The sequence below is a fragment of the Streptomyces sp. NPDC002490 genome, from assembly GCF_040296045.1.
In the GTDB taxonomy this organism is placed as follows: Bacteria; Actinomycetota; Actinomycetes; order Streptomycetales; family Streptomycetaceae; genus Streptomyces.
In genome coordinates, this window is sequence record NZ_JBEOWM010000015.1 from 119,348 (window position 1) to 133,598 (window position 14,251).

Annotated in this window: 14 protein-coding genes; 2 read left to right on the plus strand and 12 right to left on the minus strand. The window is 73.7% G+C overall.

The annotated features are described in order from the left end of the window. Nucleotides 1-32 precede the first annotated feature (32 nt). The gene (locus ABT092_RS12490; protein ID WP_351242785.1) at nt 33-701 is read right to left on the minus strand and encodes a LysM peptidoglycan-binding domain-containing protein; all 669 of its coding nucleotides are present in this window, start codon (nt 699-701) and stop codon (nt 33-35) included. A gap of 567 nt (nt 702-1,268) precedes the next feature. On the opposite strand from ABT092_RS12490, the gene ABT092_RS12495 reads away from it, so the two are divergent. Next, nucleotides 1,269-2,054, plus strand: a complete 786-nt coding sequence (locus ABT092_RS12495) for a DUF8842 C-terminal domain-containing protein (RefSeq protein ID WP_351242787.1) — start codon at nt 1,269-1,271, stop codon at nt 2,052-2,054. Between the two features lie 139 nt (nt 2,055-2,193). Then, nucleotides 2,194-2,568 (plus strand): hypothetical protein, encoded by a 375-nt coding sequence (locus tag ABT092_RS12500; RefSeq protein ID WP_351242789.1) that lies wholly within the window; start codon nt 2,194-2,196, stop codon nt 2,566-2,568. Between the two features lie 33 nt (nt 2,569-2,601). Here the strand turns inward: ABT092_RS12500 and der are convergent, their stop codons facing one another. The 11 genes from der to ald all read right to left on the minus strand — a co-directional run bounded on the left by der (nt 2,602) and on the right by ald (nt 14,199). Then, nucleotides 2,602-4,077, minus strand: a complete 1,476-nt coding sequence (der, locus tag ABT092_RS12505; protein WP_351242791.1) for a ribosome biogenesis GTPase Der — start codon at nt 4,075-4,077, stop codon at nt 2,602-2,604. A gap of 73 nt (nt 4,078-4,150) precedes the next feature. Next, the gene (locus ABT092_RS12510) at nt 4,151-4,738 is read right to left on the minus strand and encodes a lysophospholipid acyltransferase family protein (RefSeq protein WP_351242845.1); all 588 of its coding nucleotides are present in this window, start codon (nt 4,736-4,738) and stop codon (nt 4,151-4,153) included. 71 nt (nt 4,739-4,809) lie between these two features. Then, nucleotides 4,810-5,523 (minus strand): (d)CMP kinase, encoded by a 714-nt coding sequence (gene cmk, locus ABT092_RS12515; protein WP_351242793.1) that lies wholly within the window; start codon nt 5,521-5,523, stop codon nt 4,810-4,812. 128 nt (nt 5,524-5,651) lie between these two features. Further along, a complete protein-coding gene (locus ABT092_RS12520; RefSeq protein WP_351242795.1) occupies nt 5,652-6,755 on the minus strand; it encodes a prephenate dehydrogenase in 1,104 nt (367 codons plus the stop codon). 232 nt (nt 6,756-6,987) lie between these two features. Further along, nucleotides 6,988-8,028, minus strand: coding sequence for an ADP-ribosylglycohydrolase family protein (locus tag ABT092_RS12525; protein WP_351242797.1), 1,041 nt, complete (start codon nt 8,026-8,028; stop codon nt 6,988-6,990). A 96-nt stretch (nt 8,029-8,124) separates the two neighbouring features. Beyond that, nucleotides 8,125-9,201, minus strand: coding sequence for a pseudouridine synthase (locus tag ABT092_RS12530; protein ID WP_351242799.1), 1,077 nt, complete (start codon nt 9,199-9,201; stop codon nt 8,125-8,127). Further along, nucleotides 9,201-9,854: an SMC-Scp complex subunit ScpB gene (gene scpB, locus ABT092_RS12535; protein ID WP_351242801.1), complete on the minus strand. Its 654-nt coding sequence runs from the start codon at nt 9,852-9,854 to the stop codon at nt 9,201-9,203. The genes ABT092_RS12530 and scpB overlap by 1 nt, the downstream gene beginning before the upstream one ends. Then, nucleotides 9,851-10,891 (minus strand): segregation and condensation protein A, encoded by a 1,041-nt coding sequence (locus ABT092_RS12540; RefSeq protein WP_502968429.1) that lies wholly within the window; start codon nt 10,889-10,891, stop codon nt 9,851-9,853. The genes scpB and ABT092_RS12540 overlap by 4 nt, the downstream gene beginning before the upstream one ends. Then, a complete protein-coding gene (locus ABT092_RS12545) occupies nt 10,881-11,513 on the minus strand; it encodes a hypothetical protein (RefSeq protein WP_351242805.1) in 633 nt (210 codons plus the stop codon). Before ABT092_RS12545 ends, ABT092_RS12540 begins: the two co-directional genes overlap by 11 nt. Further along, nucleotides 11,510-12,673, minus strand: a complete 1,164-nt coding sequence (locus ABT092_RS12550; RefSeq protein WP_451362162.1) for a ParA family protein — start codon at nt 12,671-12,673, stop codon at nt 11,510-11,512. The genes ABT092_RS12545 and ABT092_RS12550 overlap by 4 nt, the downstream gene beginning before the upstream one ends. A gap of 410 nt (nt 12,674-13,083) precedes the next feature. Then, nucleotides 13,084-14,199, minus strand: a complete 1,116-nt coding sequence (gene ald, locus ABT092_RS12555) for an alanine dehydrogenase (protein ID WP_351242807.1) — start codon at nt 14,197-14,199, stop codon at nt 13,084-13,086. Nucleotides 14,200-14,251 lie beyond the last annotated feature (52 nt).

Below are 14,251 nucleotides of genomic sequence, written 5' to 3' on the forward strand. Positions count from 1 at the left end.
CCGACCCTGGAGGGGGCGGGGCCGCGGTGCCTTCAGACGTCGAGCCGCTGCCCCGGCACGATCAGGTGCGGGTCGGCGCCGATGACGTCGCGGTTCGCGGTGTGCAGGGTGCGCCAGTCGGTGCCGTACCGGGCGGCGATCGCACTCAGCGTGTCCCCGCCGCGCACGGTGTGGGTGCCCCGCGGATCGCGCTGCGGGGCTCCGCGGTCCGGGTGGCCCGGGGCGCGTTCGGACGCCGCCGGCTGCGCGGCGGCCGGCGGCGGGGCCGAGGGGGCGACCGGGCGCTCGGGGGTGCGGGGCGTCGCACGGTTGCCCTGTGCGCTGGGGGACGCCGCGGCGGGGGCCGGACCGCTGGCTCCGGCGCGACGGGAACACACGGGCCAGGCACCCCAGCCCTGGGAACGCTGCACCCGGGTGGCCACGGCGATCTGCTGGGCCCGGGTGGCCCGGTCGGCGGTGGGGGCGTAGACGGTGCCGCCGTGGGCCCGCCAGGTACCGGGGGCGAACTGGAGTCCGCCGTGGTAGCCGTTGCCGGTGTTGATGGACCAGTTCCCGCCGCTCTCGCACTGGGCGATGCGGTCCCACACTCCGCCGTCCGCGGCGTGGGCGGGCCCCGACACCGCGAGCAGTCCCAGCGGGGCGAGCAGGGCGGCCCCGGCCAGAACGGCGATCCGACGGGTGGACGCGGGATGTCCGGACATGTGGGTTCCTCTCCCGACGACCCGGGCTCCCCCGAGGCGCACCGGTCCGACCGCGCGTGGGGCGCGGGCCGACCGGTCCACCCCCGTCCACCACCCGACGCGCGGGGCGCCGGGCTCGCCGTCGCTGCGGCGGGCGGACCTACCCGAGTGGTGCTCGATGCACACGGCCGAGGAATCTAGGGAGCCGGCGGCCCGGCATCAACCATCGGGCCGTTCCACCAGGCCAGTTGGCCTTTACCCCCGGTAGCGACGCGTTCGCGTCACCCCCTTCATCGCCCGATGTCGTCATGTGTCTCCCGTCCGGCCGATCGGCCTGTGACCCAGTTCACCGCTCCAATCGCGTTGCCGGGGCACCGACTTGACCGTGCGTAACCGATTCTTCGCATCGCCTCACGCTCTGCGCCGGATGGTTCGATTCCGTTCGCCGCCGGGCGTGACCATGCCCACAGCTCGCCCGTTGTCCCTGACATGAGCCGGGACCGCCCGGTTCGTCGGCCGGGGCCACCCGGTCCGAGCCGGGAGCCAGAGCCACCCGGCGCCGCACGCCCGAGAACCTAGGAGCCCCCCGTGCCGCGCATGCTCGACGTCAGCGATGACGTACGCGCCGAGATCGGTGACGCAGAAGCCGACCGACTGCTCGCCGGTGAGAACGCCCCGGGCGGCTACGACTGCACGTCCTGCCGCACCCCGGGCGACTCGGAGCGGGAACGCACCAGCACCGTCCTGTTCATCGGCGAGGAGACCGCCGTCCTCGCCTTCGCCCACTCCACCTGCCTCCCCTCGCAGATCGTCAAGGTCAGCGAGGACGAGCTGAAGGGCGCCGTCCGTTCCATCACCGGCGGGGACCCCGCCGCCGCCACCGACCCGGACGCCCCCGAGCAGGCCGTGCTCGGCATCACCAGCGGACTGGTGCTCATCCAGGGCGAACTGCACCCCGCCCTGGTGGTGGAACCCACCGCGGCCATCGCCCGAGCCGGCACCGCCGGCGAGCACGGCGACGAGTTCCTGCCCCTCCTGATCGAGCAGGGCTTCCGCCCGGTGGCCACCGTGGACTCGGCCCCCGCGGTGCTCCCCGGCTGGTCGGTGCTGTTGGCCGTGGGCCAACTGCACGCCATCCTCCAGCCCTCTCCCCAGGGCGGGCAGCCGGTCGCCTGGTGGCAGGCCCACCAGCCCCTCCAGGTGACCGAGGGGTGGCGCAGCGCCGCCAACAAGTCCCAGCAGATCCTGGTGTTCGCCGCACCCGTCGGCTCCATCGGCCGTCAGCCGCGCGAGGACCTGCTGCGCGAGGCGCTCGACAAGGCCGCCGTGAACGGTCGGCTCGTCGCCTGCGCCATGCCGCTCGCCGGCACCTGACCGCACCCGGGCCCCGCCCCGGCGCGGGGCCCGCGATTCGGGCGCGCCGGCCGCATCCGTCGGGGCTCGGGGTCGTTGGCAGTGCGTGCACCCTGACGACCCCGCATTCCGTCCGCGCCCGCAGCGGCACGTTCCGTCCATGCGTCCTCCGCAGGACCGCCGGGGCGTCGTACCGGCCACGCCGATCTACGACGCCTTGTGCGACGAGTACCGCCGGCTGTTCCGGGCCCTGCCCGGTGATCGCAGCGGGGAGGAGGAGCTGCGGTTCACCGCCTTCGGGGGCGACCCGCGCGCCGACGCCCACCACGGCCACGGGTACGCCCCGCCCTCCGGGCTCACGGCGGGCGCGTACGCCACCGCCCCGCCCGGGGCACCGCTCCCCCACCACCACGACCCGGGCTCGCGCTACCAGCCCCGCCCGCAGGCCCACCCCACTGGGATGGTCCCCGTCTGGCAGGGCCGCCCCGGACCGCCCCGGACGGCGCTGCCGCCCGCCCGCCGACGGAGCCCCTGACCGGGGCGTCGGCGCGGCGGGCGGCGCCCGTCGCTACTTCTTGCGGCCCCGCTTCTCGCGCACCCGCACCGAGAGGTGGATCGGGGTGCCCTCGAAACCGAACTCCTCGCGGAGCCTGCGCTCCACGAACCGGCGGTAGCCGTGCTCCAGGAAGCCGGAGGAGAACAGCACGAACCGGGGGGGCTTGGTCCCTGCCTGGGTGCCGAACAGGATGCGGGGCTGCTTGCCGCCGCGGATCGGGTGCGGGTGCGCGGCGACCAGTTCGCCGAGGAACGCGTTCAAGCGGCCGGTGGGCACCCGGGTCTCCCACCCGGCCAGCGCCGTCTCGATCGCCGGCACCAGCTTCTCCATGTGCCGGCCGGTCCGCGCGGAGACGTTCACCCGGGGCGCCCAGGCGATCTGCCCCAGCTCGGTCTCGATCTCCCGCTCCAGGTAGTAGCGGCGCTCCTCGTCGAGGGTGTCCCACTTGTTGTAGGCGACGACGATCGCACGGCCCGCCTCCACCGCCATGGTGACGATGCGCTGGTCCTGGACGCTGATGGTCTCGGACGCGTCGATCAGGATGACCGCGACCTCGGCCTTCTCCACCGCCGCGGCGGTGCGCAAGGAGGCGTAGTAGTCGGCGCCCTGCTGGAGGTGGACCCGCTTGCGGATGCCCGCGGTGTCCACGAACTTCCAGGTCGTGCCGCCCAGTTCGATGATCTCGTCCACCGGGTCGCGGGTGGTGCCCGCCAACTCGTTGACGACGACCCGCTCCTCCTGGGCCACCTTGTTGAGCAGCGAGGACTTCCCGACGTTGGGCCGGCCGATCAGGGCGATCCGTCGGGGTCCGCCGAGCGCGGTGCCGAAGCGCTGTGCCGGGGCCTCGGGCAGTGCCTCCAGCACCGCGTCGAGCATGTCGCCGGTGCCCCGGCCGTGCAGCGCGGAGACGGGGTGGGGTTCGCCGAGGCCGAGCGACCAGAGCGAGGCGGCGTCCGCCTCGCCGCTGGGGCCGTCGACCTTGTTGGCGCAGAGCACCACCGGCTTGCCCGCCTTGCGCAGCAGTCGGACGACCGCCTCGTCGGTGTCGGTGGCACCGACCGTGGCGTCCACCACGAACACCACCGCGTCGGACGCCTCGATCGCGTACTCCGCCTGGGCGGCCACCGAGGCGTCGATGCCGAGGACGTCCTGCTCCCAGCCGCCGGTGTCGACGACCTTGAACCGTCGCCCGGCCCATTCCGCCTCGTAGGTGACCCGGTCCCGGGTCACTCCCGGGCGGTCCTCCACGACCGCCTCGCGGCGGCCGATGATCCGGTTCACCAGGGTCGACTTGCCGACGTTCGGGCGGCCGACGACGGCGAGGACCGGGAGCGGGCCGTGGCCGGCCTCATCGATCGCGCCCTCGACGTCCTCCGGGTCGAAGCCCTCTTCGGCGGCGAGCTCCATGAACTCCGCGTACTCGGCGTCGCCGAGCGCACCGTGGTCGTGCCCGTCGCCCGCGCCCTCGGAGGGAGTGTGCTCGTTCATGAAGTCCGTACCTCGTTCATCGTGGTGATCGGTGGACCGTCCCGTTCCGGGTGATCCACTACTCAAGTGTCGCCTAGCGGCCGGTGAGCCGCCTGGCGTTTTCCAGGTGGGCGGTGAGCTGCTCCTGTATGCGCCCGGTCGCCTCGTCCAGGGCCGTCCGGGTCCGTCGCCCGCTGCCGTCGTCGGCCCGGAACGCCTCGCCGAACACGACGTCCACCCGGCTCCGCAGCGGAGGCAGCCCCGGTACCAGCCGCCCCGTGCGGTCGGTGCTGCCGAGCACCGCCACCGGAACGATCGGCGCGCCGGAGCGGACCGCGAAGTAGGCGAGCCCGGCCCGTAGCGAAGCGAAGTCGCCCTCGCCCCGGCTGCCCTCCGGGAAGATCCCGAGGGCACCGCCCTGTGCCAGGACCGCCAGGGCCCGGGTGATCGCGGAGCGGTCCGTCGAGGACCGGTCGACCTTCAGCTGCCCGATGCGTTCCAGGAACGGGCCCAGCGGCCCGACGAACGCCTCCTGCTTGATCAGGAAGTGCAGGGGCCGGGGCGCGGTGCCCATGACCATGGGGCCGTCGATGTTGTGGGAGTGGTTGATCGCGAGGATCACCGGGCCGGCCGCGGGAACGCGCCAGGAGCCCAGCACCCGCGGCTTCCACAACCCGTACATCAGGCCGACCCCGATCCGGCGGCCGACGTCGGCGCTCCGGGTCGACGGGACCCTCGCCGTGACGGCCTCGGTCACCGACCCGCCCGCTCGCCGTCGACCAGGACCTCACCACCGCGCTTCTCCTGGACCAGGGTCACGACGCACTCGATGACCTGCGCGAGGGTGAGGTCGGTGGTGTCCACCTCGACCGCGTCGGCGGCCTTGGCGAGCGGCGAGGTCTTGCGGCTGGAGTCCGCGGCGTCCCGCTTGACCAGGGCCTCCTGGGTGGCCTTGACGTCGCTGCCCTTCAGCTCGCCGCTGCGGCGCGCGGCCCGGGCCTCCGGAGAGGCGGTGAGGAAGACCTTCAGGTCGGCGTCCGGCAGCACCGTCGTGCCGATGTCCCGGCCCTCGACCACGATCCCGCCGGCGGCCGCGATGGACCGCTGGAGCTCGGTGATCCGGGTGCGCACCTCGGGCACCGCGCTGACCGCGCTGACCTTCGCCGTGACCTCGGGGGTGCGGATCGGGCCCGCCACGTCGGTGCCGTCGACGGCGATCGTCGGGGCGGCCGGGTCGGTGCCCGACACGATCTCCGGCTTGCCCGCCGCGGCGGCCACGGCCCCGGGGTCGGTGACGTCCACGCCGTGGTGCACCATCCACCAGGTGATCGCGCGGTACTGCGCCCCGGTGTCCAGGTAGCGCAGCCCGAGCTGGGCGGCGACGGCCTTGGAGGTGCTGGACTTGCCCGTGCCCGACGGGCCGTCGATCGCGACGATGACTGCGGCGGCTGGGGCGACGGATTCCACGGGGGCACCTTCCAGGGGTGGAGCGGAGGAGGGAGTGGCACGGGGCCCGGGAGGCCCCGGACAAGGTTACTTGTTCCCGCGGGCCGGCCCCGACCGACGCCCTCCCGGCACGACCCGGAGGAGAGGGCCTAGGGACGGATCGACCAGCCGCGTTCCCGCAGCGCGGCGGTGAGCACGGGCGCGGCCGGAGGGAGCACCACCAGTTCGACCAGGCCCTCCTGCCGCCCGGTGGCGTGCTCGATGCGCACGTCCTCGACGTTCACGCCGGCCGCCTCGGCGTCCGCGAAGATCCGGGCCAGCTGCCCCGGCTGGTCCCCGATCAGCACGGCCACGCTCTCGTAGACGGCGGGGGCCGCCCCGTGCTTGCCGGGCACCCGGGACTGGCCGGCGTTGCCCCGGCGCAGCAGGGCCTCGATGCCGGTGCTCCCGCTGCGCCGCTTCGCCTCGTCCGCGGACTGGAGTTCCCGCAGGGCCCGGACGGTGCCGTCCAGGTCGGCGGCCACCTCGGCCAGCAGGTCCGCGACGGGGCCGGGGTTGGCGGACAGGATGTCGATCCACATCCGCGGGTCGGAGGCGGCGATCCGGGTCACGTCGCGGACGCCCTGACCGCTGAGCCGCACCGCGGCGTCCTCGGCGTGCTCCAGCCGGGCCGCGACCAGGCTGGACAGCAGGTGCGGCATGTGCGAGACCAGGGCCACCGCGCGGTCGTGGGCGTCCGCCTCCATCACCACGGGCACCGCGCCGCACAACGACACCAGTTCCAGGGCCAGGTTCAACACCTCGGTGTCGGTGCCCGGGGTCGGGGTGAGCACCCAGGGCCGCCCCTCGAAGAGGTCGGCGGTGGCGGCGAGCGGACCGGACTTCTCCCGCCCGGACATCGGGTGCGTCCCGAGGTGCCGGGAGAGGGCCGCGTCCCGTCCCGGGCCGGTGAGCAGCGCCTCCAGGTCCCGGCGCGGCCCGCCCTTGACGCTGGCCACGTCGAGGCAGCCGCGGGCGGCGTCCCGTTCGAGGAGGTCCGCGAGGGTCGCGGCGACGTGGGCCGGGGGCACCGCGACGACCGCCAGGTCGACCGGACCGGTGGGCGGCTCGTCGGTGCCGGCGCCGAGCGCCGCGGCGGTCCTCGCCTGCTGGGGGTCGTGGTCCACGAGGTGCACGGCCACCCCGCGTCCGGTGAGGGCGAGGGCGATCGAGGTGCCGATCAGGCCGGTGCCGATGACGAGTGCGGTTCTCACGGGGCGGTGTCCTTGTGCAGGGTGGCGGTGGCGCCCAGGTAGACGTGGGCGGTGCCGGAACGGGGCGGGTCGGTCTCGCTGCGCGCGGGGATCCGCACGGCCCGGGGCGTGGCCCCGTCGACGGCGAGTTCCTGCGCGCAGGTGGGCGGGACGTCGACGATATCGAGTCGACGGGCCGGGGCGCACCGCGTACGGCCCCGGGGCCGGCCTGGCCACCCCCGGCGCCCGGGGCTCAGCGGTCCCAGAGCTCCCCGAACGCCTTCAGTTCGTCCCGGTGCTCCACCCGGTCGGCCCAGTCCGCCGGCCAGGCGTCCGCTCCGAGGCGGGCGCCCGCGAAGGCTCCGGCGAGGCAGGCCAGCGAGTCGGAGTCGCCGGAGGAGCAGGCGGCCCGGCGCAGCGCGGTGACGGGCTCGTCGGGGAAGAGCAGGAAGCACAGCAGTGCGGTGGCCAGGGCCTCCTCCGCGATCCAGCCCGCGCCGGTGGCCAGGCAGGGGTCGGTCTCCGGCGCGGGCGCCCGCAGGGCTTCCCGGAGGCGGTCCAGGGCGCCCAGGCACTCGTCCCAGCCGCGGGCGATGAAGCGGGTCGGGGTCGCGTCCCCGGCCCGCTGCCACAGGTCGCCGAGCCAGCGCTCGTGGTAGCGGGTGCGGTTCTCCTGCGCGTACGCGCGCAGCAGGGCGAGCAGTCCGGCCGGTTCGACGCCCTCGGCCAGCAGGCGGACGGCGTGTGCGGTGAGGTCGCTGGCGGCGAGGGCGGTGGGGTGGCCGTGGGTGAGTGCGGCCTGGAGTTGGGCGGCGCCGGCGCGCCGTTCCTCGTCGAGGCCGGGTATCAGGGCGACGGGGACGACGCGCATGTTGGCGCCGCACCCCTTGGAGTGCACCTGGCTGGCCCGCTGCCAGGGTCCGTCGCCCCGTTCCAGCAGGTCGCAGGCGGTCAGGCAGGTGTTGCCGGGGGCCCGGTCGTTGTCGGGCGAGCGGTACCAGGCGACGAACTCGTCGCGGACCGGGGACAGCATCGCCCGGGGGTCGAGGGCGCCCCCGTCCAGGGCGGTGCGCAGGCCGCGCGCGAGGGCCAGCGTCATCTGGGTGTCGTCGGTGATGAGGGCGGGGGCGGGCAGTTCCCTCGTGCGCCAGGGGCCGTACTTCGCGAGGATGGACGGCACGTCGTCGAACTCGGTGGGGTAGCCCAGTGCGTCCCCGAGGGCGAGGCCGAGGAGGGCCCCGGTGGCGGTGGTCCGTCCCGGGCGGATGGCAGTGGTCGGCTGGGCGGGGGCCATGCGGGCGTCCTTCCGGGCGGGGGCGGAGACGTGGTGTCCCGCGGGCCCGGTCGTCTTCCGGGCCCGCGGGACACCAGCGGGAGTGTTCGAGCGGGTCTAGAGGTCGACCTCGTTCATCAGCATCCCGACCTCCGTGTTGGACAGCCGGCGCAGCCAGCCGGACTTCTGGTCGCCCAGGGTGATCGGCCCGAAGGCCACCCGGACCAGCTTGTCCACCGGGAACCCGGCCTCCGCGAGCATGCGCCGCACGATGTGCTTGCGTCCCTCGTGCAGGGTCACCTCGACCAGGTAGTTCTTGCCGGTCTGCTCCACCACCCGGAAGTGGTCGGCGCGCGCGTAGCCGTCCTCCAGCTGGATGCCGTCCTTGAGGCGCTTGCCGAGGTCGCGCGGGATGGGGCCGACGATGTGCGCGAGGTAGGTCTTCTTCACCCCGTAGCGGGGGTGGGTCAGCCGGTGCGCGAGCTCCCCGTGGTTGGTGAGCAGGATCACGCCCTCGGTCTCGGTGTCGAGGCGTCCCACGTGGAAGAGGCGGGTCTCCCGGTTGGTGACGTAGTCGCCGAGGCACTGGCGTCCGTCCGGGTCCTCCATGGTGGACACGACCCCGGCCGGCTTGTTCAGCGAGAAGAACTGGTACGACTGGGTGGCCACGGTCAGCCCGTCGACCTTGATCTCGTCCGTGGCCGGGTCCACCCGCAGGCCCTGCTCCAGGACGATGGAGCCGTTGACCTCCACCCGGGCGTCCTCGATCAGCTCCTCGCAGGCGCGCCGGGAGCCGAAGCCGGCGCGGGCGAGCACCTTCTGGAGCCGCTCGCCCTCCTGCTCGGCGCCCGGGAACGTCTTGGGGAGCTGGACCTGCTTCTTGCCCGCGTACCGCTCGCGGTTGCGCTCCTCGGCCCGCGTCTCGTACTCGCGGGACCGAGCCGGGGCGGTGCGCCCGTCCCGGGTCTGGGACTGCTTGGGGCCGCCCTTGGCGCCGCCGCGCGCCCCGGCGCCCCGGCCGCTGCCCCGCCCGTCCTGGCCGCCCTGACCTCCGGGGCCGCCGGAGGTGCCCGTCTGGTAGCGGCGCTCCTCGGGGCGGGGCCGTCCGGCGCGCTTCTGCTTGTCGTCGCGCCCGTTGCCCGCGCCGCGGTGGTTACCGCGTCCGCTGTTCCTGCCGCTGCCGCTGCTTCGCATCAAAGTTCCGTCTTGTCGTCTGCGTGCTCGAAGGTCCCGGAGTCCGGTGCGTCCGGATCGAACGACGGGACGCCCTCCCGCGTCTCGGCCTCGATCGCCTCCGCCTCGGGGAGGAAGGGTGCGAGTTCGGGCAGTTCGTCCAGGCCGCGCAGGCCCATCCGCTCCAGGAAGTAGTTCGTCGTCCCGTACAGGATCGCACTTGTTTCGGGTTCCGTGCCCGCCTCCGCGATCAGACCCCGCTGCAGCAGGGTCCGCATCACCCCGTCGCAGTTCACGCCGCGCACCGCGGAGACCCGGGAACGGCTGACCGGCTGGCGGTAGGCGACGACGGCCAGGGTCTCCAGCGCGGCCTGGGTCATCCGGGCGTGCTGACCGTCCAGGACGAAGCCCTCGACGGCCGGGGCGTACGCGGGGCGCGTGTAGTAGCGCCAACCACCCGCGACCTGCCGCAGCTCGAACCCGCGCCCCTGGGCGGCGTACTCCTCGGCCAGTGCGTGCAGGGCGTCGGCGACCTGGCGGCGGGTGCGTCGGAGCACCTTCGCCAGGTGTTCTTCGGTGGCCGGTTCGTCGACCACCATCAGCACGGCCTCCAGGGCCGGCTTGAGGTCCAGTTCCGCCACTCCGCCCGGGCCGTCGTCGCCGGGTCCGTTCATGTGGTGCCCTCCGTCGTCGGGGCGTCGGGCCCCGGCCCGGCGCCGGTGGTCCCCGGGGCGGTCGCGGGTCGGTCGAACTCGTCGGTGACCCGGGGCCGGCCGTCCCCCACGCCCCCGGTCCAGCGCACCAGCAGTTCGCCGAGCGCGCGTTCCTGGTCGAGCGCCACGGCCCGTTCCCGGTAGAGCTCCAGCAGGGCCAGGAACCGGGCCACCACGGTGAGCACGTCGGCGGTGCCGCGGGCGTCCTCGGTCAGTTCGCCGAAGGTCGCGGTGCCCCGCTCGCGCAGCAGGGCGACGACGACCTCCGCCTGTTCCCGGACGCTGACCAGGGGGGCGTGGATGTGCTCCACGTACACCTCGGGCTCGGGCCTCGGCTGCATGGCCTTGACGGCGAGCCGGGCGAACCCCGTCGCGCCGATGCCGATGACCACCTCGGGCAGCAGCTCGGCGTGGTGCGGCTCCAGCCCCACGGTCCGGGGCCAGCGCCTAGCCTCCTCCTCCAGCCGGCCGTGCAGGAGGTCCGCGACCTGCTTGTAGGCCCGGTACTGGAGCAGCCGGGCGAACAGCAGGTCCCGCGCCTCCAGGAGGGCGAGGTCGGCCTCGTCCTCGACTTCGGCGGCCGGCAGCAGCCGGGCGGTCTTGAGGTCGAGGAGGGTCGCGGCGACCACCAGGAACTCGGTGGTCTCGTCGAGGTCCCAGTCGGGCCCCAGGCCGCGGAGGTACGCCATGAACTCGTCGGTGACCCGGGACAGCGCCACCTCGGTCACGTCCAGCCGGTGCCGTGCGATCAGCTGGAGGAGCAGGTCGAACGGTCCTTCGAAGTTGGCCAGCCGCACCCGGAAGCCGCCGTCGCGGGCCGGGGCTCCGTCCTCGAACTCGCCCGTGTCCCCGGGCTCCTCCGGCGCGGGTCGTCTGGTCGGACCCTGCACCACCGCGGTCGCCGTCCGGGCCGTGCCCTCCGGCACTGCCTCGGTTTCCGTGCCGCCCCCGGGTCCGGTCCCCAGTGCGCGTCGCCCCCGTCGAGGGCTAGCGGCCACGGAGCCGCCGCACCAGGATGCTGGCCTCGCCGCGCGATTCGAGGTCGGCCAGCACGACGGCCACCGCCTCCCGCACGATCCGCCCCCGGTCGACCGCGAGCCCGTGCTCCCCCCGGAGCACCAGCCGGGCGTGCTCCAGGTCCATCAGTTCCTCGGCCGACACGTACACGGTGATCTTCTCGTCGTGCCGTTCCCGCCCGCTGGGGCGCCGGGCGGCGGCCCGGCCCCGTCGACGGGAGGCCCCTGCGGCGCCCGTCGCGCCCCGTCCGGCGCCGTCGTCCTCGGTGGCTTCCGAACGCCGCCCGGAGCGCACCAGGGGCTGCTCCACGCCGTTCGCCGACCGCTCAGCGGTGCGGCCCCGGGGGTCGGTCCCGTCGTCGGTCTCGGCGACCGCGTGCTCCTCGCCGCCCGCCTCGGGGCCGGTCGGCTCCCGACGCGCGGGGATCCGCGCCGGGGGCTGCCGTGACCGGTCGGTCCCGGCGGGGGTCTCCCCGGTGGGCTCGTCGCCCTCGGCGGCGGAGCCCGACGCCCGCGGCTCGCCCGCCGGACGCCGGGGGGAGGACGCCTGGAGCGGCGTCCCCCCGGTGGTGCGGAACAACTCGTCGGCTCCGGGCAGACTCACTCGGCGTGACACCGGGCGAGCACCTCCCTGGCGAGTTGGCGGTAGGCGGCGGCACCCACGGAGTTGGACGCGTAGGTCGTGATGGGTTCGCCCGCGACCGTGGTCTCCGGGAAGCGCACGGTGCGGCCGATGACCGTGTGGTACACGTGGTCGTCGAACGCCTCGACCACCCGGGCCAGGACCTCGCGGCTGTGCACCGTGCGGGAGTCGTACATGGTGGCGAGGATGCCGTCGAGCTCCAGCTCCGGGTTCAGCCGCTCCTGGACCTTCTCGATCGTCTCGGTGAGCAGGGCGACACCGCGGAGCGCGAAGAACTCGCACTCCAGGGGCACGATGACCTTGTGGGCCGCGGTGAGCGCGTTCACCGTGAGCAGGCCGAGCGAGGGCTGACAGTCGATCACGATGTAGTCGTAGTCGGCCATCAGCGGCTTGAGCGCGCGCTGGAGCGTCGACTCGCGGGCCACCTCGGAGACGAGCTGCACCTCGGCCGCGGAGAGGTCGATGTTGCTGGGCAGCAGGTCCATGTTGGGGACGGCCGTCTTGAGCAGCACCTCGTCGGCGGCCATGCCCCGCTCCATGAGCAGGTTGTAGACCGTGAGGTCCAGCTCCATCGGGTTGACCCCGAGACCGACCGACAGGGCACCCTGCGGGTCGAAGTCGACGAGGAGCACCCGGCGCCCGTACTCCGCGAGCGCGGCGCCCAGGTTGATGGTCGACGTGGTCTTGCCGACGCCGCCCTTCTGGTTGCACATCGCGATGATCTTCGCGGGTCCGTGTTCCGCGAGCGGGCCCGGGATCGGGAAGTACGGCAGCGGACGGCCGGTGGGCCCGACCCGCTCCCGGCGCTGGCGCGCCGCGTCGGGCGCGAGCGTGGCCGCGTACTCCGGGTCCGGCTCGTACTCCGCGTCCGGGTCGTAGAAGTGCCCTTGGGGCAGGTCGTCGTAGTCGGCCAGGTGGCTGTCGCCACCTCGGCCGCCGGCCATGGCGTTCACGTGAGGGCCATCCATGCTGTGTGCTGTCTGAATCCGCTGGGGACTGTGCTGACGGGCTGTGAAGGTACGGAGAGCGACCGAGCCGACAGCCTCGACCCCGAAGGGCTCCCGGCCCAGTACGGGGGTTCCCGGTTGACCGCCCCCGGGAGTAAATGTCGACTCATTCACAAGTCGTCTTACCTCCTTGGTGACCAGGGAACTTCTCGATTGGTCAGCGTGGCACCATGCCGACGTTTGGCGACTCTATGGCGTGTCACCGCTCCACAGCAACACAATCCACCGGACCCGGCACGTTGTGTCGACGTCGGAACCCGTCGATGTCAAGGGCGTACGGCTGACGGAAGCCGTCTTTCCCAGGCGGACAAAGCGGTTGGAGAAGGACGTTCGAGGCGAGTCGAGCACACCGGCCCGCGCGGTCGACCGGCACCGGGCACCGTGGCGCGATCCACACGCTCCGCACCCCGACACGCGGGCGGCCGGACCCCGTTGATGGGGTCCGGCCGCCCGCGTGTCGGAAGCCGCCGTCCGCTGGTCGACGGCGGCCCCGCAGTGTCGACGCGGGCCCGGCCCGCTCGAACTCAGCCCAGCAGGGAGTGCAGTTCGACGTGGTCGAGGCCGTGGGCCTCGGCGACCTCGCGGTAGACGACCTTGCCGTCGTGCGTGTTCAGGCCCTTGGCCAGCGCCGGGTCACGGCGCAGGGCCTCGACCCAACCCCGGTTGGCGAGTTCCACGATGTAGGGCAGCGTCGCGTTGGTCAGCGCGTAGGTGGAGGTGTGGGGCACCGCACCGGGCATGTTCGCCACGCAGTAGAAGACCGAGCCGTGGACCGGGAAGGTGGGCTCGGCGTGCGTGGTGGGACGCGAGTCCTCGAAGCAGCCGCCCTGGTCGATCGCGATGTCGACAAGGACACTTCCGGGCTTCATCCGCGACACCAGTTCGTTGGTGACCAGCTTGGGAGCCTTGGCTCCCGGGACGAGGACCGCACCGATGACGAGGTCGGCGTCCAGGCACGCCTTCTCCAGTTCGAAGGAGTTGGAGACGACCGTCTGGATGCGGGTGCCGAAGAGCTTGTCGGCTTCCTTGAGCTTGTTGATGTCGCGGTCGAGGAGGGTGACCTGGAAGCCCATGCCGATGGCGATGGTCGCGGCGTTCCACCCGGAGACCCCGCCGCCGATCACCACGGCCTTGCCGGCCGCGACACCGGGGACGCCGCCGGGGAGCACCCCGCGACCGCCCGCCGGACGCATCAGGTGGTAGGCGCCCACCTGGGGCGCGAGGCGGCCCGCGACCTCGGACATCGGGGCGAGCAGCGGCAGCGCGCGGTTGGGCAGTTCCACGGTCTCGTAGGCGATGGCCGTGGTGCCGGACCCGACCAGGGCGTCCGTGCACTCCTTGGAGGCGGCCAGGTGCAGGTAGGTGAAGAGGGTCTGGTCCTTGCGGAGCCGGTGGTACTCCTCCGCGACGGGCTCCTTCACCTTGAGCAGCAGGTCGGCCGCGGCCCACACCTCGTCGGCGGTGCCGAGGATCTCCGCGCCGGCGGCGACGTACTCGGCGTCCGTGATCGAGGAGCCCGTTCCGGCATCCCGCTCGATGACGACGTGATGGCCGTGGCGGACCAGTTCGTGCACGCCTGCGGGGGTGATGGCGACGCGGAACTCGTTGTTCTTGACCTCGCGGGGGATGCCGACCTTCATCGTCGATCACGGTCCTTGGCTCAGAGGGTTCGGATAACACCTTGCACATCCG